The 24,358-nt window shown below is 69.8% G+C and carries 18 protein-coding genes, 1 tRNA gene and 2 pseudogenes; 11 read left to right on the top strand and 10 right to left on the bottom strand.

Annotated elements, in window-relative coordinates:
- Positions 1 to 11 precede the first annotated feature (11 nt).
- Positions 12 to 1,286, top strand: a complete 1,275-nt coding sequence (locus HOV77_RS09990) for an MFS transporter (protein ID WP_290860557.1) — start codon at positions 12 to 14, stop codon at positions 1,284 to 1,286.
- A 146-nt stretch (positions 1,287 to 1,432) separates the two neighbouring features.
- Here HOV77_RS09990 and HOV77_RS09985 read toward each other — a convergent pair whose 3' ends face one another.
- Positions 1,433 to 2,500 carry an aspartate-semialdehyde dehydrogenase gene (locus HOV77_RS09985; protein WP_290860555.1) on the bottom strand — a complete coding sequence of 356 codons (1,068 nt, stop codon included), beginning with the start codon at positions 2,498 to 2,500 and terminating at the stop codon, positions 1,433 to 1,435.
- Between the two features lie 4 nt (positions 2,501 to 2,504).
- A complete protein-coding gene (locus HOV77_RS09980) occupies positions 2,505 to 3,770 on the bottom strand; it encodes an aspartate kinase (RefSeq protein ID WP_290860553.1) in 1,266 nt (421 codons plus the stop codon).
- 305 nt (positions 3,771 to 4,075) lie between these two features.
- Here HOV77_RS09980 and HOV77_RS09975 point away from each other — a divergent pair, with 305 nt between their 5' ends.
- Both HOV77_RS09975 and HOV77_RS09970 read left to right on the top strand, forming a co-directional pair.
- Positions 4,076 to 4,885, top strand: a complete 810-nt coding sequence (locus tag HOV77_RS09975; protein WP_290860551.1) for a hypothetical protein — start codon at positions 4,076 to 4,078, stop codon at positions 4,883 to 4,885.
- Positions 4,886 to 5,027: 142 nt separating this feature from the next.
- Entirely contained in the window at positions 5,028 to 6,488 is a 1,461-nt protein-coding gene (locus HOV77_RS09970) for a sensor domain-containing diguanylate cyclase (RefSeq protein WP_290860549.1), read from the top strand.
- 182 nt (positions 6,489 to 6,670) lie between these two features.
- Here HOV77_RS09970 and HOV77_RS09965 read toward each other — a convergent pair whose 3' ends face one another.
- Complete coding sequence (locus tag HOV77_RS09965; RefSeq protein WP_290860547.1) at positions 6,671 to 7,897, bottom strand: hypothetical protein; 1,227 nt, start codon at positions 7,895 to 7,897, stop codon at positions 6,671 to 6,673.
- A gap of 20 nt (positions 7,898 to 7,917) precedes the next feature.
- Between HOV77_RS09965 and HOV77_RS09960 the strand changes: the two genes are divergently transcribed.
- A complete protein-coding gene (locus HOV77_RS09960; protein ID WP_290860545.1) occupies positions 7,918 to 8,727 on the top strand; it encodes a DUF4239 domain-containing protein in 810 nt (269 codons plus the stop codon).
- A gap of 199 nt (positions 8,728 to 8,926) precedes the next feature.
- Here the strand turns inward: HOV77_RS09960 and HOV77_RS09955 are convergent, their stop codons facing one another.
- The 3 genes from HOV77_RS09955 to HOV77_RS09945 all read right to left on the bottom strand — a co-directional run bounded on the left by HOV77_RS09955 (position 8,927) and on the right by HOV77_RS09945 (position 10,929).
- Positions 8,927 to 9,607 (bottom strand): DUF3159 domain-containing protein, encoded by a 681-nt coding sequence (locus HOV77_RS09955; RefSeq protein ID WP_290860543.1) that lies wholly within the window; start codon positions 9,605 to 9,607, stop codon positions 8,927 to 8,929.
- 273 nt (positions 9,608 to 9,880) lie between these two features.
- Positions 9,881 to 9,957: transfer RNA gene (locus HOV77_RS09950), tRNA-Pro, on the bottom strand.
- A 72-nt stretch (positions 9,958 to 10,029) separates the two neighbouring features.
- Positions 10,030 to 10,929, bottom strand: coding sequence for a metallophosphoesterase (locus HOV77_RS09945; protein ID WP_290860541.1), 900 nt, complete (start codon positions 10,927 to 10,929; stop codon positions 10,030 to 10,032).
- Positions 10,930 to 10,954: 25 nt separating this feature from the next.
- Here HOV77_RS09945 and HOV77_RS09940 point away from each other — a divergent pair, with 25 nt between their 5' ends.
- On the top strand, positions 10,955 to 11,410 hold the full coding sequence (locus HOV77_RS09940; protein ID WP_290860539.1) for a GatB/YqeY domain-containing protein: 456 nt from the start codon (positions 10,955 to 10,957) through the stop codon (positions 11,408 to 11,410).
- 167 nt (positions 11,411 to 11,577) lie between these two features.
- Here the strand turns inward: HOV77_RS09940 and HOV77_RS09935 are convergent, their stop codons facing one another.
- Positions 11,578 to 11,868: a WhiB family transcriptional regulator gene (locus HOV77_RS09935; protein ID WP_253759488.1), complete on the bottom strand. Its 291-nt coding sequence runs from the start codon at positions 11,866 to 11,868 to the stop codon at positions 11,578 to 11,580.
- A gap of 481 nt (positions 11,869 to 12,349) precedes the next feature.
- Here HOV77_RS09935 and HOV77_RS09930 point away from each other — a divergent pair, with 481 nt between their 5' ends.
- Positions 12,350 to 14,851 carry a transglycosylase domain-containing protein gene (locus HOV77_RS09930; protein WP_290860535.1) on the top strand — a complete coding sequence of 834 codons (2,502 nt, stop codon included), beginning with the start codon at positions 12,350 to 12,352 and terminating at the stop codon, positions 14,849 to 14,851.
- Between the two features lie 18 nt (positions 14,852 to 14,869).
- Here the strand turns inward: HOV77_RS09930 and HOV77_RS09925 are convergent, their stop codons facing one another.
- From HOV77_RS09925 to HOV77_RS09915, 3 genes are read right to left on the bottom strand one after another with little or no spacing between them, the layout of a single operon-like run.
- Complete coding sequence (locus tag HOV77_RS09925) at positions 14,870 to 15,979, bottom strand: ArsA-related P-loop ATPase (protein WP_290860533.1); 1,110 nt, start codon at positions 15,977 to 15,979, stop codon at positions 14,870 to 14,872.
- Positions 15,976 to 16,959, bottom strand: coding sequence for an ArsA-related P-loop ATPase (locus HOV77_RS09920; RefSeq protein WP_290860531.1), 984 nt, complete (start codon positions 16,957 to 16,959; stop codon positions 15,976 to 15,978). The genes HOV77_RS09925 and HOV77_RS09920 overlap by 4 nt, the downstream gene beginning before the upstream one ends.
- A 28-nt stretch (positions 16,960 to 16,987) precedes the next feature.
- On the bottom strand, positions 16,988 to 18,079 hold the full coding sequence (locus HOV77_RS09915; RefSeq protein ID WP_290860529.1) for a hypothetical protein: 1,092 nt from the start codon (positions 18,077 to 18,079) through the stop codon (positions 16,988 to 16,990).
- 123 nt (positions 18,080 to 18,202) lie between these two features.
- Between HOV77_RS09915 and HOV77_RS09910 the strand changes: the two genes are divergently transcribed.
- The 5 genes and pseudogenes from HOV77_RS09910 to HOV77_RS09890 all read left to right on the top strand — a co-directional run.
- Positions 18,203 to 18,361, top strand: a complete 159-nt coding sequence (locus tag HOV77_RS09910; RefSeq protein WP_253763759.1) for a DUF4177 domain-containing protein — start codon at positions 18,203 to 18,205, stop codon at positions 18,359 to 18,361.
- Positions 18,361 to 18,843, top strand: a complete 483-nt coding sequence (locus HOV77_RS09905) for a RidA family protein (protein WP_290860527.1) — start codon at positions 18,361 to 18,363, stop codon at positions 18,841 to 18,843. The genes HOV77_RS09910 and HOV77_RS09905 overlap by 1 nt, the downstream gene beginning before the upstream one ends.
- A gap of 199 nt (positions 18,844 to 19,042) precedes the next feature.
- The gene (locus HOV77_RS09900) at positions 19,043 to 19,678 is read left to right on the top strand and encodes an MBL fold metallo-hydrolase (protein ID WP_290860525.1); all 636 of its coding nucleotides are present in this window, start codon (positions 19,043 to 19,045) and stop codon (positions 19,676 to 19,678) included.
- Positions 19,675 to 23,241 (top strand): annotated as a pseudogene (locus tag HOV77_RS09895) (adenylate/guanylate cyclase domain-containing protein); the annotation flags it as partial. The gene HOV77_RS09900 and the pseudogene HOV77_RS09895, both read left to right, overlap by 4 nt.
- A gap of 74 nt (positions 23,242 to 23,315) precedes the next feature.
- Positions 23,316 to 24,071: pseudogene (locus HOV77_RS09890) on the top strand (serine/threonine-protein kinase); the annotation flags it as partial.
- Positions 24,072 to 24,358 lie beyond the last annotated feature (287 nt).

Below are 24,358 nucleotides of genomic sequence, written 5' to 3'. Positions count from 1 at the left end.
GTGAACGGATCATGGTCGAATCCCCATCCATGGGGGAACGACTGCTGAACAAGATCTTGCCGCCGCCCGGACTGCCCCGGCGCCTGGCCTTCCAATCCGCGATCATCGCCACCGGGGGCGGCACGTTCCTCACCGGCAGCGTGGTCTTCTTCACCGAAATCGTGAAGCTCACCCCGGTCCAGATCGGCCTCGGCTTCTCCATCGTGGGCGGCGTCGGCCTGGTCGGCTCCCTGCCGTTGGGCCACCTGGCCGACCGGATCGGCGGCAAACGAGCCTGGGTCCTCGGCGCGCTCGGCGAGGCAGCCGCGTTCGCGTGTTACCCGTTCGCCCGGGGCTTCTGGTCGTTCCTCGTCGTGATCGTGCTGGCCTCGGTGGCCGACATGCTGGCCAACGGCGGCCGCACCGTCTACACCGCCGCCGCGCTGCCCAAAGAGAGCCGCGTACGCATCATGGCGTTCATGCGGGCGTACCTCAATGTGGGCTTCACGATCGGTGCGGGTCTGGGCGCGGCCGCGCTCGCCCTCAACTCGCACACCGGCCTGATCGCGCTCGTACTGGTGAACGCGTTCGGGCTGACCGTCAACGCCTTCGTCGTCTCCCGCATGCCGACGATCCACGCGCCCCGCGAGACCCGCGCCAAGGTCAGCCCGTGGGGTGTGCTCCGCGATCACCCGTACACCGCACTGTCCGTGCTGCTCTCGGTGATCTGGCTGCACGGCATGATCTTCAACGAGATCATGCCGCTGTGGGCGGTCACCATGACCGACGTGCCCAAGCCCGCCCTCGGCGCACTCTTCGCGCTCAACACCGTGATGGCGGTTCTACTTCAGGTTCCGGCCACGCGCGGTGCCGACTCGCTTTCGGGATCGGTACGCCTAATGCGCTGGGCCGGACTGGCGAGTGCGGTGGCCTGTCCCGTGATCGCGTTGAGCGGGATGACACACGGCTGGCTGACGGTGGCGGTCCTCGCGGCCGGAGTCGCCCTGACGACGGCGACGGAACTGTGGGCCTCGGCGGCCCAGTGGTACTTCCAGACGGAGATCCCACCCGCCGACCAGCGGGGTGCGTACGTCGGCGGCAGCAAGTCGATCTCGGGCGTCGCCCGGATGGCCGGCCCGGCGTCGCTGACCTTCCTCGCCATCCAGACCGGCGGCTGGGGCTGGTGGCTCATCGCCCTGCTCTTCGTCGGCTGCTCGATCGCGATCAGCCCGGTCATCGCGTGGGTCGAGCGCACTCCGCGCAACGGCGCGACCGCCCCCGCTCCGGAGCCGGTCGCCGTCGCCTGACCCTGCACGGGTGTCCCGCGCGGGCCCGTTCGGCGCGGCCCGTTCGGCGCGTTATCCCGGGATATTGCGGCCTCAAGACGCGAGAAAGCCGCGATATCCCGGATAACGCGAAACAATCCGGGAGCGGGAGCGGGAGCGCGAGCGAGTCAGCGGCCGGCGCCGACGAACTCCGCAGCGATCAGCTCGGCGATCTGAGCGGTGTTGAGCGCAGCGCCCTTGCGAAGGTTGTCGCCGGTGACGAAGAAATCGAGCGCCCGGGGGTCGTCGAGCGACCGGCGCAGGCGGCCGATCCAGGACGGGTCGGTGCCCACGGCGTCGATCGGCATCGGGAACTCACCATTGGCCGGGTCGTCCACGAGGATGACGCCGGGTGCGCCCCGCAGCACTTCGCGGGCTCCCTCAGCATCCACTTCGGACCCGAAAACGGCATGCACCGAGATCGAGTGGCCGCGGCTCACCGGCACCCGTACGCAGGTCGCGCTGACCTTCAAGTCCGGCAGCCCGAGGATCTTCCGGGACTCGTTGCGCATCTTCAACTCTTCGGACGACCATCCGCCGTCCTTGAGCGAGCCCGCCCACGGGATGACGTTGAGCGCGACGGGTGCGGGGAACGGGCCGAGGTCGTCGCCGACGGCGTTGCGGACGTTGCCCGTACGCAAGCCGAGCGCTCGATCGCCGGCAACCCGGCTGAGCTGGTCGTGCAGCGCGTCGACACCGGCCTGGCCGGCCCCTGAGACCGCCTGGTACGAAGCGAGCACGAGTTCCTTGAGCCCGTATTCGCGGTGCAGCGGGGCGACCGCGACGATCATCGCGAGCGTGGTGCAGTTGGCGTTGGCGATGATCCCGCGAGGCCGGTTGCGCGTCTGCTCCGGGTTGATCTCGGGCACCACCAGCGGCACGTCGGGGTCCATCCGGAACGCGCCGGAGTTGTCCACGACGATCGCGCCCGCCTCGGCGGCGACCGGAGCCCAGGCGGCCGAGATCTCGTCGGGCACGTCGAACATCGCGACGTCGACGCCCTCGAACGCATCCGTGCTGAGCGCGACGACCTCGATCTCCTCGCCGCGTACCGACAGCCGTTGGCCGGCCGAGCGCGCGGAGGCGATCAGGCGGATGTCGCCCCAGACGTTCTTGCGGCTGGTCAGGATCTCCAGCATCACGGTGCCCACGGCGCCGGTGGCACCGACGACCGCGAGGTTCGGCAGCCGGCTCATCGCGCTACCGCCCGGTGCCGGCGTAGACGATCGCCTCGGTGTCGCCACCGAGTTCGAAAGCGTCGTGCACGGCCTTGACCGCCTTGTTCAGGTCGCTGTCGCGGCACACCACGGACACGCGGATCTCGGAGGTCGAGATCATCTCGATGTTGACGCCCGCCTCGCCGAGCGCGGCGAAGAACCGGGCGGCGACACCGGGGTGCGACCGCATTCCCGCGCCGACCAGCGACACCTTGCCGACGTGGTCGTCGAAGAGCAGGCCCTTGAAGCCGATGCTCGACTGGACCTTGGACAGGGCGGCCATCGCGGCCGGGCCGTCGTCCTTGGGAAGGGTGAACGAGATGTCCGTACGCCCGGTGCCCTCGGTGGAGACGTTCTGCACGATCATGTCGATGTTGGTCTCGGCGTTCGCGACCGTCTCGAAGATGTGCGCGGCCGCACCGGGAGTGTCCGGTACGCCGACGATGGTGATCTTGGCTTCCGAGCGGTCGTGCGCCACACCGGTGATCAGTGCCTGTTCCACGGGGAGGTCCTCCATTGATCCGGTGACCATGGTGCCGGTCTTGTCCGAGTACGACGAGCGCACGTGAATCGGCAGGTTCGCCCGCCGGGCGTACTCGACCGACCGCAGGTGCAGCACCTTCGCGCCGCACGCGCACAGTTCGAGCATCTCTTCGTAGGTGACCTGGGCGATGTGCCGGGCGTTCGGAACGATGCGGGGATCGGCGGTGAACACGCCGTCCACATCGGTGTAGATCTCGCACACGTCCGCGTCCAGTGCCGCGGCCAACGCTACGGCGGTCGTGTCGGAGCCGCCCCGGCCCAGCGTGGTGATGTCCTTGGTGTCCTGGGAGATGCCTTGGAACCCGGCGACGATCGCGATCGCGCCCTCGTCGAGGGCTCCGCGCAGCCGGCCGGGCGTCACGTCGATGATCCGCGCCTTGCCGTGCACCGAGGTCGTGATCACGCCGGCCTGCGATCCGGTGTACGACCTGGCCTCGTAGCCCAGGTTGTGGATCGCCATCGCGAGGAGTGCCATGGAGATGCGCTCGCCCGCGGTCAGCAGCATGTCGAACTCGCGTCCCGGCGGCAGCGGGCTGACCTGGTGCGCGAGGTCGATCAGCTCGTCGGTCGTGTCACCCATCGCGGAGACGACCACGACGACCTCGTCGCCGGACTTGCGGGCGGCCACGATCCGCTCCGCGACCCGCTTGATCCGCTCGGCGTTCGCGACGGAGGAACCGCCGTACTTCTGCACCACCAGGGCCACGGTGCGGCTCTCCTCTCCTGCCGGCCTCTGCTTCCGCCGAAGGGCCGCAGACTGCGGCGCACGGGGCTTCGCGCGGTGGGAGTCCGGGCGAAGGCACCTGTGAGGATACCGGTCCGCCCCCCTGATCAGCACAGTCCGTTCCCACGATCTGACCCGGCGTACAAATGGCGTACAAGATCTGCGCGGCCTCGCCGACGCGGACGATCAGCCTGCGTCCCGGACGCCCCCGGGCCGCAAGGATTGCGGCAGAAGATCAGCTGTGTCGTTGCCCACCGCCGTGGCGCGGCGGGACGAGAATGCGCTTCATGCGAGTCGCTCGACCCCTGATCGCCCTCGCCGTCGTGGCGACCGCGACCGCCCTGGCCACCGCCTGCAGCTCCCCGCCGCCGGCCGATGATCCGACCAGCGGTCCGGTCGCGCCGGACGACCCCCGGTCGGTGCTCGCCGCCCGCGCGGCCGCCGCGAAGGACCTGCACCAGACCGCGCTCTACGCGCTCAAGACCACCGGCCGCCCGGATCGCACCGTGTCCGTCACGCTTGCGGCCGACGGGGGGTGGAAGGTCGACGTTCCGGCCACGGCCCTCGGTGGCACGGTCGACATCTCACTCGTACGCACCGGAGGGGCGGTCTACCAGTGCGCGTTGCCGTCCACCGCTCGACCCCAAAGCGGCTGCGTACGCCTGTCGAAGGTGGCGTCGGCGTACGACCCGAAGCTGCAGCACCTGTTCACCGACTGGCTGGAGGTCTTCATGGATCGGCAGGCCGCCCTGGCGGTGACCGCCGCCGATCCGCTGCCCGGCGTACAGGGCACCTGCTTCACCGTCGACACGTCGGCGGTCTCCGTGAAAGCGCCCGTCGACCCCGGGATCTACTGTTACGCCGACAACGGCACCTTGACCGGGGCCCGGACCAGCGTGGGGACGCTGACCCTCGTCGGCGCGCCCACTGCGGGACCCCCGACGATCACGTTGCCGGGGGCGGTCGTTGCCGGGCAACCGCTGCCGAACGCGTCGCCACCGGCGCCCTCGAACACCCCGAGTGCGAACCCGAGCGGTACGCCGTCCGGCAAGCCCTCGGGAAAGCCGAGTGTGACGCCCACCACTTCCCGGCGTTGACCGCGGTCCCAATTAAATGGATTCATCTGGTACTCACAGCTGACGTGAGTATCGTGGGCGGCCATAACGCCCCTCCCGGGCACCCCTTTCACCCCGGACGAGATCAAGGAACGTGCTTACCCCTCCGCGCATCACCGAGGATGTGACAGACCGCCTCCGCGCCGCCCATAGCGCGGTGGATGCCTGCCGCGCGGTGGTCGACGTCCTGGCCACGCACACCGACGCGTTGATCGCGACTCTCCTGCACGTCCACGACCACCTGCGCTGCGTCGCGGCGGCCGGATCCTGGCACGTCTTCTCCTCCGTCCCGTTGGGCCGGGGCATCGTCGGCCGCGTGTACGCCTCCGGGCGTACCGCCGTGCTGACGGACGTGACGACCGATCCGGAGTTCATCCGGCTCGGCCCGGACGTGGTGGCCGAGATCTGCGTACCGATCGTCGACCGGGCCGGTCAGCCGCTGGGTGCGCTGAACCTGGAGTGGACCAGCGAACTCGCCGCCGCCCCGGATCTCGACGCCTGGCGGGTGCTCGCCGAGGAACTCGGCCGCTCCCTCGGCGCGCGGATCGACGAACTGGGCGGGCCACCGGCCGAGACTCAGGCCGAGAAGCTGCTCCGGCACAGCGTGTCACTGTCGGCCGCCGGAACCGAGTCCGAGGTGTACGCACGCGCGGCCGAAGCGGCTCGTGACGTCTCCGGACTCTCCTCTGCCGTCGTGCTGACCCCGGCGGTCGCCGACTCACCCGAGCTGGCCGATGTTCCGATGGGGGTGGCCGGAAGCGCCGCTCTCTTCATCGGCGGTGTGGTGTTGCGAAGCAGCTCCCCGGGGCCACGCGACCGGGCCCTCATCCAGCGGCTGGCCGAACTCGGCGGGCGGGAGCTCGGCGTACTGCTCGATCGGGCGCGCCGGCACGGCACGTCGTTCACCCTCGGCGACCCCGACCGCCTCGATCCGCGCGGCTTCGAAGCAGTGACCAAGGCCGGCGTACGCACGATGATCGTCGCGCCGATCGGACCGGGTGCGCTGGGCGGCGTACTGGTCGCCTTCGACGACGTGACGGCGCACCCGGAACCGGCCCGGGTCAGCCTCCTCGAACTGCTCGGTACGCAGGCGTGGACCTGCCTCGACCGGCTGCACTCGCTCACCCGGCTGCGGCACCGGGCCAGCTCCGATCCGCTGACCGGGCTGCGGCACCACGGGCCGTTCGGCGAGCGGCTGGCGGCGGCCGAACCGGGCCGGACCGCCTTGCTGGCGATCGACGTGGACCAGTTCAAGATCATCAACGACACGTACGGGCATGCCGCCGGTGACCGTGCGCTGGTGGACCTGGCCCGGTCGCTCGAAAGCACCTTGCGACAGGGCGACGAGCTCTACCGGATCGGTGGCGACGAGTTCGTCGCCGTCGTCGAGGTCCCCAGCGTGACCGAGGCGGTCGCGGTCGCGGAACGTCTGACGGCAGCTGCTCGCCGGGTCGGCCGGACCATCTCGGTCGGCGTCGCCCTTCAGCGCCGCGACGAACTCGGCGAGACCACGCTCAACCGCGCCGACCAGGCGCTCTACGAGGTCAAGCGGCGCGGCCGCGACGGCGTCCACCTCGCCCCCTGACCCACCCCCTTTCCGCGCGATCATGAACTAATCGGGGTGATCGACGGCGTTTCTGCAGGTCGCCGTTCCGGTTGCCGGGTGATCAACTCCATTAGCAGGTGATCGACTCCGGTTCGCGTGGGCCGAGCGACCGCAGTAGCGGCATCGGGCCGGCACGGGTTTCGACGGCCCGACGCTTGGAGTCAGCGGGTGCGCGTCCGGGATCGGGCCAGTACCGCGCCGAGCGTCATGACCGCGGCGGCCACCGCCACCCGACGGCGTGACCGTTCGCGATCCTGAGCGTGGGCCTTGCCGTTCGCGACGATCGGGCTCACTCGCTGCGGCGTGGTGGCCACCGGCAGCGGCGGCACGACAACCTTCGGCGGCCGAGGCGGCGGGACCGGCCGAGGCGGCGCGGGCGGTGGGACCGGCGGAAGTGCCGGTGGAGCTGCCGCTTGAGGCGGATGAAGGTGCGGCCGCCGAACCCGCGGCGGTGGTACGACTCGGGGCGGCTTCGGCGGAACGACCACGATCACCGACGGGCTGGCGGGTGGCGGCGAGGTCGGCGGAATCGGGGAAGGTGCCGGCGAAGGAGAGTCCGACGGGGTCACCGGACTCGGGCTCTGCGTTGGGCGTACCACTGGAGAAAGCGACGGCGAGGGACTCGCGGGCGGAGCCGGAAGCGCCGCGCAGCTGGCGGCATCGACAGCCGTGACTGGTGCGCCCGCCGCGACCAGCGTGGCCGCGTGGCCGTCGAGCGGTACGCGGTAGGTCGCACCGGATTCGTTGTGGAGCGCGAACAGCGCTCCGTGGTCGAGCCAGATCCCACCGTAGCTGCCCCGGGGGAGCCTGGCGGGGAAGCCGAGCGTCGTGACGGTGCCCAGCTTGGGATCGACGGCTATAAGTGCTGGCCGGTCAGAGTGGGTGGAGAGGGCGAGGAGCGCGCCGCGTCCGGCGTCGAAGGCCCAGTCGCCGATCGACACCGGTACGCTCAGCGGCACCGGCGCGGCCCGCACGAGACCCGCGATACGCACCGTGACCAGGCTGTTGCCACTGAGGAGCAGCAGCGATCCGGCGTGCGCGGTGCCGACGAAGACGTCGCCGAGGCCCTGCGCGACGCCGAGAACAGTAAGCCGGCCATCCTCGGAGATGCGCACGAATTGTGCCCGTGCGCCTACGGGCTGTGCGATTCCGTACAGCTGGTTGTCGTCGTCACGGCCGATCGCGTTGATCCGCCGGGGGAGGACGCGGATCGACATCGGTACGCCTCGGTCACTGACTGTGACCAATGTAGAGGTTCCGGTGGCCGCAGTGCGTACCTGAACCGCGGCGCACTCGGCCGCCTCGGGTCCGGCAGCCGCCATGGCGGCCAGGCCGACCAGCGGGATCACCCCGGCCGCGGCGTACGCGATCACCCGCATAACCAGCACAACGCCGCCCGTTACGAGGCGTGACGGAGGACGTTCTGGTCTACGTGGGACTGATCTTCGGGGGCATCCTGGTCGCCGTCGTCACGGCACTCGTCGCGGCCGGCATCGTCATCGTCGTCCAGCGGTTCACCGACGCCGCGCGGGAACGCCACGAGGGCTACGTCGACGCGATCGGCATGGTTTTCGCGGTCGTCGGCGTCCTCTACGCCATCGTGCTGGCGTTCGTCGTCATCGCCGTCTGGGATCAGATGGGCGCGGCTCGGGAAGACTCGTTCACCGAGGCCACTGCGCTCGTCGACGTCTACGCGTACGCCGAGAATCTTCCGGACCCGGCCCGCTCGGAGATCCAGCTCCTCGCCCGCTCGTACACCGAGCAGGTCATCCGCGACGAGTGGCCGGCGATGCAACACCACGAGTCGGTCCCGCTCAAGGGTTGGAACACTCTCGACCGGCTCCGCGAAGCGGTCCGCGGCACCGCGCCCGACGCCGAGGCCTCCGACGCCACCGTCGACTCCTACGAAGCCGCGATGACCGCGGTCACCACTGCCTCCGACGCGCGCTCGGCCCGCGCGACCGCCAGCACTCGCGGACTGCCGCTCGTGATGTGGTTCCTGCTCGTGGGCGGCGGGCTGTTGACCATCGCTTTCGCGTACCTGTTCGACATCGCCGGGCTCGGCGCCCAGATCATCTTCACCGTCGGGCTCACGGTCATGGTCGTTTTGCTGTTGTACGCCGTCTACCAGCTCGAATACCCGTTCGCCCGGGGAGAGCGCATCGAACCTGACGCGTTCCGGTTCGCTTTGGCGCGGTTCGCCCAACTGTCCGGCTGACCCGCCTTCCTCGCAGCTCGCCCGCATTTTCCGCGCGGCCCCGCGCTTCACGCCCTCCGCCCGCCGCCTTTCCGCCCTCCGCCCTCCGCCTTCCGCCTTCCGCCTTCCGCGCGATCATGAACTCTCGGGCATGATCCACCGGCGTGTCGTGTGCCTAGCTCCCTGATCGACTCCGCGACTAGATGATCGACTTCGCCGGTCAACCGACCCGATCGGGATCCGGCGTCTCGGTCAACGACTCCGCGGTGACGGGATGGCGTATCCCCGGATGTGCCTCGGGCAGCGCCTTGCGCAGCACCAGCCAGCTCAACCCCAAGCAGGCGGCGACGAGCGGCCAGGTCAGCGCGGCCTGAGCCAGTCCGAGTGCGGTGGTCTGGTCGGCGAGCCAGAGCGGCGTGAAGACGGCGATGCGAACGGCATATTGCCCGACCCAGATCCAGCTGGCCCGTTGGTAGCCGCGCAGCAACCACGGATCCTTGCGCCAGCGCGTCTTCTGCCCGAGGGCAGCGCCCACGACGACGCCGAGCAACGGCCATCGGGCGACGATGCTCACCGCCCAGGCGAGTGCGCTGACGACGTTGCTGGCCAGCCGGGCCAGAAAGAAGTCCGAGCTCCGGCCGGTGTAGAGCGCGATGGTCGCGGCGACGCCGACGCCGAGAGCGCCTAGGAGGACCGCAGTGAGCTTCCCGCCGCGCCGCCAGCGCCACAGGCCGATGCCGACGGTCGCCACTCCGGCCGCGACGGCACCCCCCGCGATCGACTTGCCACCAGCCAGATAACCCGCCACGTACGCCAACGGCCCGACCGTCGCGTCCACCGCACCGCGGTAGCCGCCGAGGACGGTATGCAGCGAGTCTTGCCGGTTCCCAGGGTCAGTCATTCCTTGTCCTCGATAGCCAGCCGCTCGTCCCGTACGCCTCTCCGAGGAGACGAGCTTCTCCCGCCTCGCCGATCCTGTCGAACGACGGAGTGGCCGACCGGCGAGCAATCGTCAACATGGAGTTAGGCTAGCCTAAGAAACTCGTCGACGAGCCCTCGTATGATGCCTACTTCGGCGTCTGGCGAGACCAGCAGATCGCGGCGGCCGTCATCGCCATCGCCCCGTCCGAGGCCTGGAAACGACTCAGGGCCGCTCGTAAGAGCGGCCCTGACATGGTCGGGGTAACCGGATTTGAACCGATGGCCTCTTCGTCCCGAACGAAGCGCGCTACCAAGCTGCGCCATACCCCGATGGCAACTCGGAAATAGTAGCGGACGCTCTGGCCCCCGCCAAACCGGGTATCCGGCGAGCCGTTGGGCGGGTCAGCGCGGGATCAGGGTGAGGATCGACGCCTCGGGGAGGCAGGCGAATCGCACCGGTGCGGTCGGGTGCGTACCGAGGCCCGCGCTGACGTGCAGCCACGCGTCGGTGCCGAGCCAGCGGTGCAGGCCACGGGCCATGCTCCGGTCCAGGCCGCAGTTGGTCACCAAGGCTCCTACGCCGGGTACGCGTACCTGGCCGCCGTGGGTGTGCCCGGCGAGGAGGAGGTCGCACCCGTCGGCGGCCATCTCGTCGAGTACGCGGGGCTCCGGCGTGTGGCTGACCCCGATGGCGAGCGCTGCCTCCGGCGTACGCCGAAAGCCGGGGTAGTCGTCGCGATCGATGTGCGGGTCGTCCACGCCGACGAGGTCGACGACGCGTCCGCCGGCTTTGATCGAGTCGCGGGCGTTGTTGAGGTCGCTCCAGCCGGCCGAGGTGAACAGCGCTCGCAGTTCCTCGTGCGGAAGCTCGGCCCCATGGCGGTAGGTTTCACCGCCGTCGACCTCGGGATCGTGGCCGAAGTAGCTGAACGGGCTCTTCCAGACCGGGCCGGAGTAGTCGTTCGAGCCGAAGACGAAGGCGCCCGGGTACGCCAGGAGCGGTTCGAGCGCCTGGCTGAGCGTCGGCAGTACGCCGGGGTGGGCCATGTTGTCGCCGGTGACGATCACCAGGTCGGGGTCCAGCCCGGCGAGCTGGGCCACCCAGCGCTGCTTTCGTGTCTGGCCTGGCGTCATGTGCAGGTCCGACAGGTGCAGGATGCGCAGCGGCTCCGCCTCCGGGGCGAGCACCGGCACCTCGAATCGGCGCAGTGTGAACCTGTTGCGTTCGACCAGCGACGCGTACGCGAAGGTGGCCGCGCCCGCCACGACGACGCCGGCAGCGATTTTCCCGAGCGAACCCATGCCCGTTAGCGTAGTTTCTTCGATCGTGAGCACGCTGAAGGACCGCCTGACGGCGGACATGCGGAACGCCATGAAGGCCCGTGACGAGACCGTCACCCGGACCCTGCGGATGGCGCTGGCCGCCATCGGCAACGCCGAGGTCGCTGGGAAGGTCAAGAAGGAGCTGACCGACAGCGAAGTGCTGACGGTGCTGACCAAGGAGGCGAAGAAGCGCGCCGAGGCGTCGGAGGCGTTCGCCAACGCCGGTCGCCCGGAGCAGGCCGCCGCGGAGAAGGCCGAAGAGGCTGTGCTCATGGCGTACCTGCCGCAGCAACTCACGGACGACGAGCTGACCGCGGCCGTGACGACCGCGCTCGCCGGTGGCGATTTCTCCGGGCCGGGCGCGATGGGGCCTGCGATGAAGGCGGCCCGCGCCGCTGTGGGTGACAAGGCCGACGGCTCGCGGGTGAGTGCTGAGGTGAAGCGCCAGCTCGGCCTCTGAGCGGAAGTCGATCAGTCCGTCGGGGAATCGATCAGGGCGCTAGAGACACGACGCGCCGGGCGATCACGCCCGAAAGTTCATGATCGCGCAAATAAGACAGGAGAAAAGGGCAGCAAAAAACCGGCGGTGGGGGCTTTGCCAGATGGGCCCCCGCCGCCGGTTCTTTGTCAGGCTGTGACCAGTTGCCTGGTGGTCTGTTCCTTCAGCGCGGTTTCGAACGTGCGGCGCCAGCTGATCACCTGAGGGTGGCGGCGGAGCAGGGCTCGCCGCTCACGCTCGGTCATCCCGCCCCAGACGCCGAACTCGATGCGGTTGTCGAGTGCGTCTGCCAGGCACTCGTACCGCACCGGGCAGCCCCGGCAAATGCGCTTCGCTACGTTCTGTTCCGCACCCTGGACGAACAGTGCGTCCGGGTCCCCGTTCCGGCATGCAGCCATGCTGGGCCAGTCGGAATTCATGCTCCACGTCCCCCCTTGCGTTCCCCCTGGCCGCCCGTGGGGTGTCCCGACGCTCTCCTGCCCCGCGCAGGGCAGGCGAACGCAGACCTCCTCCCCGTCTAACCCCTCGACGGGCGGCATTGCTCGCCGGACCATCATGCTCCGTAGTCAGGCGATTACGCAATGTTGTCGGCAAAATCGCCTCAAAAGGATTTTTCTGCGCGCTTCGCTCCGGCGTGCCATATGTGGATCTTCTTCGGCTGGGACGGGTCCCGATCCCCCCAAGAGGGAACCGGGTGACGTTGCCTTGGGGTGGGCAACCGCACACCGGGGGTCGTGCGTCATGACCAACGAAGCAACGACGGATCGGTGTCGCGTTTCGGCCCTCCCAAGCCGAGCCGTCCCGAGCTGAGCAGCGGCGTACCGCCGCTACTCGTACACTGAGCCGACCGGAGGGGATACCCCGTTTCCCCCGGCCTAGACCCCCAGGCGGTGAAGCCGGATGCGTAAGAGCGATCACAACGTGTTCGCGAATGTGTTGTCGCTACTGATCTGCGGTGTGCTCGCGGGCGTGGTGGTAGCGGCGGCGGCGTTCCCGGCGATCGCGATGTCGGGCTTGGCGGCCAAGACGGGCGCGCAGGCGTTCGCCGATCTGCCCACGGAGCTGACCGTGAAGCGGTCGCCGCAGATGAGCAAGATCTATGCGAACGACGGCAAGACGCTGCTGGCCTCGATCTATGACGAGAACCGTCAGGACATCCCCTTGGACGAGATTCCCAAAGTGATGCAGCAGGCGATGATCGCCGCCGAGGACCACAAGTTCTACGAGCACAACGGGGTCGACGTCAAGGGCATCGCCCGGGCGTTCGTCGCGAACAAGAACTCGGGGGAGACCACCCAGGGCGCGTCCACGCTGACCATGCAGTACGTCCGGTTGTCGATCACCTATGCCGCGAACAACCCGAACGACGTCCTCGACGCGGCGGTCGACACGAACGCCCGGAAGCTCCGCGAGGTGAAGTACTCGCTGGCGATCGAGAAGAAGCTGACCAAGGACCAGATCCTCGAGGGCTACCTCAACATCGCGTACTTCGGCAACCACGCGTACGGGATCTATGCCGCGTCGCAGGTGTACTTCGGCAAGGAGCCCAAGGACCTGACGATCGAGGAGGCTGCGTTCCTGGCCGGCCTCGTCAAGTCGCCGAGCAACTACAACCCGGTGATGGACGACGGCTCCACCGACGAGACGGCGTACACGAACGGCAAGAACCGGCGGGACTGGGTCATCGACCAGATGCTCGAGATCGGGGCGATCTCGGCTCAGCAGGCGACCCAGGCGAAGGCGATCGACCTGAAGATCACCGGCAAGCCGGCCCCCAACGGCTGCACGGCGACGCTGGTCGTCAGCGCCGGGTTCTTCTGCGACTTCCTGCAGCGCTGGTGGATGAACGAGCCGGCGTTCGGGGCGAACTCCTACGAGCGCGAGCGGGCGCTGAAGACCGGCGGCTACAAGATCATTTCTTCGCTGGACGTGAACACTCAGCAGGCCTCGAAGAAAAACGTCGAGAAGTACCTGGCGACCGGTAAGAAGCACGCGCTGATGGTCGTTTCGGTCGAGCCCGGCACGGGCAAGGTCCGCTCGATGGCGGTGAACCGCAACTTCAAGATCGACGACGTGACCAACCCGAAGAACGGCCTGTCGACCGACCCGGTGAAGTCGAAGCGGGGCATCCGGGGCACCTATCCGAACACGGTGAACCCGCTGATGAGCGGCGAGCAGTACGGGTACCAGTTCGGTTCGACCTTCAAGTTCTTCACCATGGTCGCGGCGTTGGAGAACGGCTACCCACTCGACTACACGATCAACGCCGTCAGCCCGTTCATCTCGAAGTACCCGGTGGCGTCCGGCCCGGCCAGCTGCGGCGGGTACTGGTGCCCGGTCAACGCAAACCCGAGCTGGATGAACGGCGTACGCAACATGTGGTCGGGCTTCGGCCGCTCGGTGAACACCTACTTCGCCGCCTTGATCCAGAAGGTCGGGCCGGAGAAGGCGGTCGCCGCAGCCAAGGAACTCGGGTTGACGTTCCGGGGCAACGCGACGAAGTGCTGCGACGACGCCTACTACGCGGCGCACCCGGACGCCTGGGGCGCGTTCACTCTCGGCGTCACCGAGAACACGCCGATGGAGATGGCCAACGCGCTCGCGACGCTGGCCGCGGACGGCAAGTACTGCCAGCCGATCCCGGTCGAGGCGATCATCGACCACAACGGGACGAGCCTCGACGTCGCGAACCCCCGATGTGAGCAGCGGGTCAAGGTGGACGTGGCGCGGGCGGCGATCGATGCCGCGCGGTGCCCGGTGGGCGACGACTCGCTGTGGGGCAAGTGCCAGGACGGCACCGCCCGGACGACTCACGGCATCGTCGGCAAGCCGATCGCCGGCAAGACCGGGACCACCGACGACGAGCGCACCGCGTCGTTCATGATCACCACCAAGCAGCTCTCGGTCGCCGGCATCGTGGCCGACCCGGATTACATTCACAACAACGTCAGCCGGGGCAATCTCGGTGGCAAGGATCCGCACAAAGAAGTGGTGAACCCGGCGGTGACGTACACGCTCAAGGACGCCATGAAGGGCAAGCCGTCGATCCAGTTCGACAAGCCGAGCTCCAAGATCGCCTTCGGTACGAAGGTCAGCATCCCCAGTGTGACCTGCAAGTCCGTGCCTGAGGCGACGTCGATTCTGAAGGGCAAGGGCTTCACGGTCGACGTCGACAAGAAGCCGGTCCCGTCGGCCTGCCCGGCCGGCACTGTGGCAGGCACCAGCCCCGACGGCTCGACGAGCAAGGGCAGCAACGTCACGCTGCAGATCAGCGCGGGTGGCGGCGGTGGTCCGGGTGGTCCCGGCGGCCCGACCAAGCCACCAGGTCGCAACGACGGCGTGACGACCTGGCTCTGCCCGCCGTTCTGCGTACCAGAGGACCCGATCCAGACCGCGCCATAGCGATCCGCGGGCTGCGCGCTAGAAGATGGCGCGCAGCCCGTCCAGGTCGTGCACGTCGGTCGCCTGCGCCTCGATCTCCAGCACCGGCACGTCGCCGAACTCGCTCGTGAAACGCGAGATCACCGCGCGCTCCCGGGCCGCCTGCGCCGCGATCGCCGCGTGGATCCGCAGGGCGTCCGCGGTCACGTCAGAGACGCCCGCCAGCTCGTCCGCCGCCGCCAGCGCGCTGTCCGCGTCCAGATCGATCAGACAATGGTGTACGCGATTGAGCACCAGACCGGCCAGCGGCATCCGTTCGACGCCCAACCGCGAAGCGAAGAAGGCGGCCTCGCGTACGGCGTCGGGTTCGGGCGCGGCCACGACCAGGAAGGCCGTCTGCGGATCTTGCAGGACGCGATAGGTCTTCTCGGCCCGTTCGCGGAAACCGCCGAACATCGAGTCGAGCGCCGAGACGAAGCCCGACAAGTCGGAGAGCAACTGCGCGCCGAGGATCTTCTGCACGGTCTTGGAGACCACCCCGAAACCGGCGGTGACCAGGGAGAACATGCTTCGGCCACCGGCCTTGGCCGGGGCGAGCAGCAAGCGCAGCATCCGCCCGTCGAGGAAGCGGCCGAGGCGAGCCGGCGCGTCGAGGAAGTCCAAAGCGGACCGCGACGGCGGGGTGTCGACGACGATCAGGTCCCACTCGTCGGCCGCCCGGAGCTGGCTCAGCTTCTCCATCGCCATGTACTCCTGCGTACCGGAGAAGGTGGAGCTCATCGCCTGATAGAAGGGGTTGGCGAAGATCTCGGCCGCCCGCTTCGGCTCGGTGTGCGCCGCGACGATCTCGTCGAACGTGCGCTTCATGTCGAGCATCATGGCGCTGAGCTCACCGGCGTCCCCGTCGAGGCCGGGGACCACTCGCGGCGTGTTGTCCAGCTCGGTCAGGCCGAGCGACTGGGCCAACCGGCGAGCCGGGTCGATCGTGAGCACGACCGTACGCCGTCCGTGCTTCTCCGCGGCGCGCAGCGCCAACGCGGCGGCCGTCGTCGTCTTGCCGACCCCACCCGAGCCGCAGCAGACGACGATGCGGATCTCCGGATCGCCGAGCACCTCGTCCACATCGAGCACCGGCTGCAAAGAGGTCATGCGGCGGCTCCGAGAAGGCTGCCGATCTCGCGCAACGCGGCGAAGTCGATGCCGCCCGGGAGGAGTGGCAGCTCGACGACCGGGCGGCCGATCTCGTCCAGCTCGCCCCGCAGCTCCGTCTCGACCGAGCGCCGGGCCAGATAGGCCTGCGCCTGCTCCTGCAGCCCGACGACGGTCGGCCGGTCGGTCGCCAGCCCGGCTGCGGCCAGACCTCGCCGGAGCTCCGCCTGCGTCACTTTGCGTACCCCTTCAAGCAACGGCGGATGCGCGCCGTTGACGATCACCTTGCCCACCGGAATGCCCAGGCCGCGCAGCTCTTGCGCGGCGTCGAGGGTCTCCTGGACGGGCATCTCCTCGAGCAGGGTGACCAGATGGACTGCGGTCATCGGGGAGCGCAAGAGGGCGGCGACGCCCTCGCTCTGGGTCTTGATCGGCCCCATCTTGGCCAGTTTCGCGGCCTCGGCGGTGACGTTGAGGAAGCGCCCGATCCGGCCGGTGGGCGGTGCGTCCAGGACGACCGCGTGGTAGACCCGTTTGCCCTGGCTGTCGGTCCGGGTGGTGGCCTCCTTGACCTTGCCGGTCAGCAGCACGTCCCGGAGGCCGGGGGCGATGGTGGTGGCGAAGTCGATCGCGCCGACCTTCCGCAAGGCCCGGCCGGCCGCGCCCAGGTGGTAGAAGAGCGTGAGGTACTCCAGCAGCGCTTCTTCGGGGTCGACGGCCAAAGCCTTGACCTCCCCGCCGCCGGGCGTCGTCGCGATCGTGCGCTCCTCGTAGGGGAGCGGGCTGCGATCGAACAACTGCGCGATGCCTTGCCGGTCCTCGACCTCGACGAGCAGGGTCCGCCGTCCGCCCGCGGCCAGCGCGAGCGCCAGCGCGGCGGCGACGGTGGTCTTGCCGACCCCGCCCTTACCGGTGACCACATGGAGGCGGGCCGGCCACTGGTTGGCGGCCGGCCCGTCACTTGGAGCCGAGGCAGTCACACTGCTGAGGCTACCTGTTGAGCATTTGTTACTTCGACTGCACGTCGCAGACCCACCAGCCCTGGTCGTTGATCGTGGTCAGCACGAGTTCCTGCTTGCTGACCTTCTCATCGGCCGTGGTCATGGTGAGCTTGACGGTCACCTTGGCGTCCTTCTCCGTGGTGTCGCTGACCGCCGGGGTGTCCCAGGTGAAGGCCGGCTTGGAGTAGGTCTGGCCGAGGTTCTTGATCGCGTCGATCTGCTGGGTGATCGTCTTGGAGTCACGCGCCTGCGCGCAGATGGTCTTCTCCGCGTCGGCCGCGCTCTGGTCCTCGTAGAACGCCTTCAGGAAGGCGGTCGCCGCGGCCTTCGGGTCGGCCGCGCCCTGCCCGCCCTGGTCGGTCTTCTTCAGCAGGAAGTACGCACCGACGCCGCCGCCGAGGCAGAGCACCAGCACGACGGCGAGCGTGATGCCGATGATAATTCCGGCCTTGCTCTTCTTCTTCGGCTGCTCGGGCTGACCGGGGAAGCCGGTCGTGGGGTAGCCGGCACCGGGGAAGGTCTGCCCGGTGGTGGGGTACGCCTGACCGGAGGTCGGGTACGCGCCGCCGGCCGGGTAGCCACTACCCGACGTGGGACCGCCCGAAGTCGGCGGCGTCCCGTACGCCGGAGGCACCTGAGCGGCGCCCGGGTTGTACTGCGGCTGCCCCGGCTGCTGCCCGTACGCCGGGGGCTGGGCGGGCTGGCCGTACTGCGGCAGTTGCGTGGTCGGCGGAGTGGTCGCCGGGTACGCGGGCGGCTGCGCCGGCTGCCCGTACGCCGGGGGCTGGGCCGGCTGGGCGGGCTGGCCGTACTGCGGCTGCTGCTCGAAGGTGGGCTGGCTGTACTGCGGGGCCGGCTGCCCCGGCTGCTGTCCGTACGCCGGAGGCTGCGCGGGCTGGGCGTACTGCTGCTGCTCCGGAGCCGTCGGGTAGGCCGGCGGCTGAGCCGGGCTCGACGGAGTCGCTGGGCTGGTCGGGTAGGCAGGCTGACCGGAGGACGGAGTGTGCTCCGGGTACCCACCTGTGGCGAACGGGTCGGCGGGCGGCGGGTAGCTGCCCGGCGCCGGATTCTCCTCCGACGGTCGGTTCGGGTCGGTCATTGCTCTGCTCCCCAGTGTCGTAAGGCGGCCCAGCATATCGGCCCCGGACAACCCGGCGCAGCCCGCGTCCCGCTGTCTCACCGGCCGGTCGTGATGGATACCTTGTTCCTCATGACGGTCTCCATCACGAAGTGGGAATATGCCACCGTGCCCCTGCTGGTGCACGCCACGAAGCAGATCCTGGACAACTGGGGCGCCGACGGCTGGGAACTAGTCGCCGTCGTGCCCGGTCCCAATCCCGAGCAACTGGTCGCGTACATGAAGCGACCCAAGGAGGCGTGATGTCCGAGGTTCCCGCGTCCGGGGTGAACCCGTTCGACCGGCTGGCCGAGCTCGGCCTGACTCTGCCCGACGTCGTGCCCCCGGTGGCGGCGTACGTCCCGGCGGTGCAGTCCGGCAACCACGTCTACGTCTCCGGCCAGCTGCCGATGGCCGACGGAAAGCTGCTCGCGACCGGCAAGGTCGGGGCGGACGTCTCGCCCGAGCAGGCCAAGGAACTGGCGGCGCGGTGTGCGCTGAACGCGCTGGCCGCCATCGACTCGCTGGTCGGCCTGGAGAAGGTCGTCAAGATCGTCAAGGTCGGCGGGTTCGTGGCGAGCGCCGAGGGCTTCACCGGCCAGCCGGGCGTCATCAACGGCGCTTCCGAGCTGTTCGGCGCGGTCTTCGGGGAGGCGGGCCGGCACGCCCGCAGTGCGGTGGGCGTAAGCGAGCTGCCGCTCGGTGCGCCGGTCGAGGTGGACGTCATCGCCGAGGTCGCCGAGTAGCCGCCTGCTGCTGCGCGTGGTCGCGTCATCGGACGGAAGAGGTCACCGTCTCATCGGGCGGAAAAGCAGGTGAGGAGCGTCGCTGAGAGCGACGTAACATCGTGACGTGACTAATGGGGTCGGGGCGCGAGCGGGGTGGGGACCGGAGTCCGGTCTGCCCGGGTTTGTCCGGCATTTGCTCGCGCCCAACTCTTCTCCCATGACCCTGGAAGGCACCAACACCTGGGTCGTGGACGGCGTACTGGCGATCGATCCCGGCCCGGCGGACGACGATCACCTCCGCGCGATCGGCCCGATTCGGTTCACGACGATCACGCATGGTCACATCGACCACGTGGAGGGCGTCCCCCGGCTCGTCGAGTTGACCGGGGCCGAGGACATCGCCCCGGCGCGGGTCGCCGAGGTGATCGAGGGCACGACCGTGCTGCCGAGCCCGGGGCATACCAGCGACTCCGTCTCCTTCCTCGTCGACCGGGGCGGTGACCGCGTGGTCTTCACCGGGGACACCATCCTCGGGCGGGGCAGCAGCGTCGTCATGTGGCCGGACGGCGACGTCGGTGCGTACCTGGAGACCTTGAAGACCCTGACCGAGCTCGAAGGCGTCGTCGTTCTGCCGGGCCACGGCCCGATCCTGCCCGACTGCGCCGCGGCGGCGACTTGGCTGCTCCAGCACCGTCTGGAACGGCTCGACCAGGTCCGCGACGCGCTGCGCCAAGGAGCGGAGACGCCCGAGGACGTCGTCCGGATCGTGTACGCCGACGTCGACCCCGGTGTCCGGATGGCCGCCGAATGGACCGTCCGGTCGCAGCTCGCCTATCTCCAGGACAACCCGTGACCTGCCCGATCTGCGGCACGGTGGCGGTGCCGGGGGCCAACTTCTGCCACAACTGCGGCGCGGCGCTGCCCGGCGCGGCGGACCTGCCGCAGGCCGAGCGGCGCAACGTGACCGTCCTGTTCGGCGACCTCTCCGACTTCACCTCCTGGTCGGAGGAGCTGGACCCGGAGCGGGTCGGTGCGGTGACCGACCGCGTGATGTCGGCGCTGGCCGGTGCGGTGAAGACCTTCGGCGGTCACGTCGACAAGCTGACCGGCGACGGGATCATGGCCGTCTTCGGTGCTCCCGTCGCGCACGAGGACGATGTGGAACGAGCCGTACGCGCGGCGCTGTCGATGCAGCGGGCGGTCCGCCGCGTACTCGACGACGAACGGGGCGGTGGCGCTCCGCTGGGGCTCCGCGTCGGGCTGAACACCGGCGAGGTCATCGCCGGAGTGCAGGCCGGACTGGAGTACACCGTCATCGGCGACACCGTGAACACCGCCGCCCGGCTGGCCGACGCCGCCGCGATCGGCGCGGTGTACGCCGGAGCGCGTACCGCCTCGGCGACGCGGCACCTGGCCGGCTGGCGGGAACTGCGGCCACTGCGGCTGAAGGGCAAACGCGATCCGGTCGAGACGTTCGAGCTGCTCGGCCTGCATGACGCGCCCGGCACCCGCAGCGGCATCGGCGACGAAGCGCCGTACGTCGGGCGCGAAGCCGAACTGGGCCGGGTGATCGGCCGCCTCGCCGAGGTCATCGACCGGGCGCAGCCGCGCGTACTGGTCATGACGGCCGAGGCGGGGATCGGCAAGACCCGGTTCGCCGCCGAGGTCGAGCGGTACGCGGCCGGCTACGACATCGGGCCGGGCCGGTTCGCCACCCGCCGGATCGACACCGGTACGCGAGTCCTGTCGGTCCACTGTGCCGCCTTCGGCGAACGCCGCCGGCTGGCTCCCCTGGCCGACCTCGTACGCACCGCGATCGGTCTCCCCGTGGACGCCACGTCGACCGGGTTGACCCGCCCGGCGGTGGAGGAGCGTCTTCGTCGGCTCTCCAGCCGGCTGGCCACCCGCATCGGGCCGGACCAGCCCGTACCGGAGATCCCGACCGACCATCTGCTGGCGTTGCTCGGCGTGGCCGCCGACCCGGCGTCGGGTGTGCCGGCGATCGGCGAGGGCCTGCCGGACGGCCATGAGCGTACGGGTGTCGACATCAAGGTCCTCGCGACGGCGGTCGCGCAGCTGCTCTCGGCGCTGACCGTGGAGTCGCCGCTGGTCGTGATCGTGGACGACCTGCACGACGCCACTCCCGAGACGGTCGACGCCCTCGGCGTGATGCTGGAGGATCTCGACGGCCCCGTGCTCGTCGTCCTGTTGGGCCGCCCGGAACTCGTGCGTACGGCCGGGTTGCTGACCCGGCTCGCCGACGCCGAAGTGCAGGCGCTGCCGCCGTTGCGCGGTGCGGACGCCGCCCGGCTGCTGTCGAGTTATCTGCGCGGCGGCCGGCTGCCGCAGCCGGACGAGGATCGGCTGCTCGCGACTGCTCAAGGTAATCCGTTCTACCTCGCCGAACTGGTCACGCTGCTCATGGAACGCGGTGCGCTGACCCGTGGGCCGAGTCCCCGGTCGGCGACCCGGCCGTTCGACACCGATGGCGATACGAAATGGCGGCTCACTCCGGGCTCGCTGGACGCTCGGCTGCTGTCTCGGGATCTCGCGGCCGTGCTCGCCGCGCGTATCGACGCGTTGCCGCCGGACGCCCGGTCGGTGCTCCGGGACGCCGCCGTCGTCGGGGACAGCACTCCGGCCGGTGCGCTGGAAGCGTTGCGGGAACGGCGTTCCTCCCGCGACGGCCGCCCGGCCGCCGTCGTCGCGGTCGAACTCGACCGGGCTGTCGACGAGCTCCTCGCCCGGCGCATGCTGCGTCGCCAGCGTGGTGGGTACGCCTTCGCCACCCCCTTGCTCCGCGAAGCGGCGTACGCGGGCATCTCGAAGGCGGACCTGGCCGAGCGGCACGCCTTCCTGACGGAGTGGGCTGCCCGCGGACTGCTCACCGATCAAGTCGGGCAGCGACCCGAGACGACTGCTTGGATCGCGCCGAGCGGCCGCGCGCTGCCGCCGTCGCTGGTCGGCTTCTCCGACGACGCCCGCGACGAGTTCATCGCCGAGCACGCCGAACGGGCGGCGTTCCTCGCCGACGCCATCCGATTGCGGCCGGACTCGCCCGCGAGATCCGTCGCGGCGCTCGGTGTGGCCGCGCTCGGCCGGTCGGCGACCCGCGCGACGCACAACGGCGAGCCGGTCACCGCGCTCGACCTGACGGCCCGCGCCCGCAAGCTCGCCACGACCGGATCGGTGCTGCTCCCGGTACAGATCTGGCTCGTGCACACTCGAGCGCTGTTGCAGTCGGGCCGCCCTGCGGAGGCGCTCGTCGAAGCCGAGAAGATCGCCGCGAACGCGGGAGACGACGCACGCGCGCGGGCGTCGGCCCTACTCCTGGCCGGCCGCGCGCACCGCGAGCTCGGCGATCCCGCCCGGGGCTCAGAGTGCTGGCACGAGGCATTGACGGTGGCGACCGCGGTGGACGCCCCGGCCGAACGGGCCGAGGCCATGCGTCGCCTCGGAATGGCCGACTTCCTCAACGGCCGGCTGGCCGACGCGGGCAGCCGATTCACGGCGGCGTACCAGGTTGCCGTGGCGGCCGGTGATCGCCGCTCGCAGGCGTGGTCGCTGCAGAACCTCGCCTGGGTCACCACCACTCGGGGGGACTTCGCCGGAGCGGACGCGGCGCTCGCTCGCTCCGCCCGGCTCTTCGCCGAACTCCACGACCCGGTCGGCCGGGCCTGGCTGCGCGGGGCACTCGCGTTCAACCGGCTGCTGGCCGGTCGGCTGCGGGACGCTCAACGGCTCGCCCGGGTGTTCCTGCCGTTCGGAGAGCGCGTCGGTGAGGTGTGGGCGGTCGGCACGCTCCGGGCCGTCGACGCGTACGCCGCCGCCGAGCTCGGCGAACTCGACTCCGCCGACCGAGACGCGCGGCGGGCGTACCGGGATTTCGCGGCGGCGAACGATCTCTGGGGACGAGGATTCGCCCTGGTCGTCCGGGGTGTGATCGCCCGGGAGCTGAACGAGCTCGGGCACGCCGCCGACCTGCTCAGCGACGCCTTGGAGTACGGCGAGCGGGTGAACCATCCGTTGCTGCTCGGCATGGCCGGGACGCTGCGCGGGTTCATCAGCCTGGCGCAGGGCGACCCGGAGGGCGCCGAACGTGACGCGCGGCGGGTGCTGACGCTGACCCGGGCGCACGGCGTACTGGAGTCGGCGCAGGTCGGGCCGAAGGCTCTGCTCGGCGCGGCGCACCTGGCCGTCGGCCGGGTACGCGAGGCGATCGAGGTGCTCCGGCCGCTCGCCGAAGCGCCGCACGCCCCGTCGATGCTGTTCGCCCGGCGGCAGGCGGTCGCCCTGTACGCGCGCGCGCTCCTCGCCGACGATCGCCCCGCCGAGGCGCTGGAGCAGGCTCGGCTTGCCGTCGGGCTGCGGGCCGACGATGCGCGGAGCCGGGTCTCGGCCGAACGGGTCCTTGCGGCCTGCGAGTCGGCCATGGGATATCCGGCCGCATCTACGAGCCGCTAAGTTCTCCCATTGTGAGCACACCCGTCATCCCCGGTCTCGGCGAGCTTCAGCTGCTCGCCCGAGGCGGCTACGCGACGATCTACCGTGCTGCCCAGGGCTCGGTCGGCCGAGAGGTCGCCGTCAAGGTCGAGAATCGCACCCTCGACGACGAGCACGACCGGCGCCGATTCCTCCGGGAGGCGCACGCCGCCGGGCGGATGTCGTCGCACCCGTTCGTCGTCGACCTGTTCGATGCCGGTGTGCTGGACGACGGCCGTCCCTTCCTGGTGATGGAGCTGTGTGCCGAGTCGTACGCCGATCGCATGAAGCGCGGCGTGCTGATCGCCAGCGAAGTACGCGAACTGGGCGTCAAGCTGGCCGGCGTGCTCGCCGACGCGCACGACCTCGGCGTTCTGCACCGAGACGTGAAACCGGCGAACATCTTGGTCAGCTCGTTCGGCGAACCCGCGCTCGCCGACTTCGGCCTGGCCATCCTCGTCGAACTCCGCGATCCGACGGTGAACCTGGAGATCCTCACTCCCGCGTACGCACCGCCGGAGATGTTCGACCGCGCCCGCCCGGCGCCCTCGGCTGACGTCTATTCGCTCTGCGCGACCCTGTATGCCCTGCTGACCGGGGCTCCGCCCCGCTGGCGGGACGAGGCGATGGGTGGCATCGCGGCGCTGCTGGAGCTGTTCGGCGAACCCATCCCGGATGTCCCGGGCGCGCCGGACGACCTGGTCGAGGTGCTGCGAGCCGGGATGGAGAACGATCCGGAGCACCGCCCGACCGCCCGTGAGCTGATCGGCCGGCTGCGCCGGCTCGACCATTCCGACGCCCAGGTGCCCAACCCGCGCCGCTCGCCCGGGGACGAGCCGACCGAGGCAGCACCTCGACGCTGGTCGCTGGCTCGCCTCTTCGGCCTCGACACCGCCTAAGGCGAGACACCGCTCAAGCGAGACACCACCCGAGGCGAGACACCGCCCAAGCGAGACACCGCATAACGCGCCAGTCGGGCACAACACGCCAATCGTGCGTACCGGTCTTCAAGAACCACTCGTTGTCGTGTTGTCGACTGCGGTGGAGAAGG

This window comes from Hamadaea sp. (assembly GCF_013362815.1).
In the GTDB taxonomy this organism is placed as follows: Bacteria; Actinomycetota; Actinomycetes; order Mycobacteriales; family Micromonosporaceae; genus Hamadaea.
The sequence above is the reverse complement of the archived record's forward strand: the minus strand, read 5'-3'. Positions and strand labels throughout refer to the sequence as shown.

Bases quoted from the DNA above. Each gene is read 5' to 3' on its own strand.
- HOV77_RS09990 (WP_290860557.1), top strand. From the start codon at position 12: ATGGTCGAATCCCCATCCATGGGGGAACGACTGCTGAACAAGATCTTG.
- HOV77_RS09985 (WP_290860555.1), bottom strand. From the start codon at position 2,500: ATGAGCCGGCTGCCGAACCTCGCGGTCGTCGGTGCCACCGGCGCCGTG.
- HOV77_RS09975 (WP_290860551.1), top strand. From the start codon at position 4,076: ATGCGAGTCGCTCGACCCCTGATCGCCCTCGCCGTCGTGGCGACCGCG.
- HOV77_RS09955 (WP_290860543.1), bottom strand. From the start codon at position 9,607: ATGACTGACCCTGGGAACCGGCAAGACTCGCTGCATACCGTCCTCGGC.
- HOV77_RS09945 (WP_290860541.1), bottom strand. From the start codon at position 10,929: ATGGGTTCGCTCGGGAAAATCGCTGCCGGCGTCGTCGTGGCGGGCGCG.
- HOV77_RS09935 (WP_253759488.1), bottom strand. From the start codon at position 11,868: ATGAATTCCGACTGGCCCAGCATGGCTGCATGCCGGAACGGGGACCCG.
- HOV77_RS09930 (WP_290860535.1), top strand. From the start codon at position 12,350: ATGCGTAAGAGCGATCACAACGTGTTCGCGAATGTGTTGTCGCTACTG.
- HOV77_RS09925 (WP_290860533.1), bottom strand. From the start codon at position 15,979: ATGACCTCTTTGCAGCCGGTGCTCGATGTGGACGAGGTGCTCGGCGAT.
- HOV77_RS09915 (WP_290860529.1), bottom strand. From the start codon at position 18,079: ATGACCGACCCGAACCGACCGTCGGAGGAGAATCCGGCGCCGGGCAGC.
- HOV77_RS09905 (WP_290860527.1), top strand. From the start codon at position 18,361: ATGTCCGAGGTTCCCGCGTCCGGGGTGAACCCGTTCGACCGGCTGGCC.
- HOV77_RS09900 (WP_290860525.1), top strand. From the start codon at position 19,043: ATGACCCTGGAAGGCACCAACACCTGGGTCGTGGACGGCGTACTGGCG.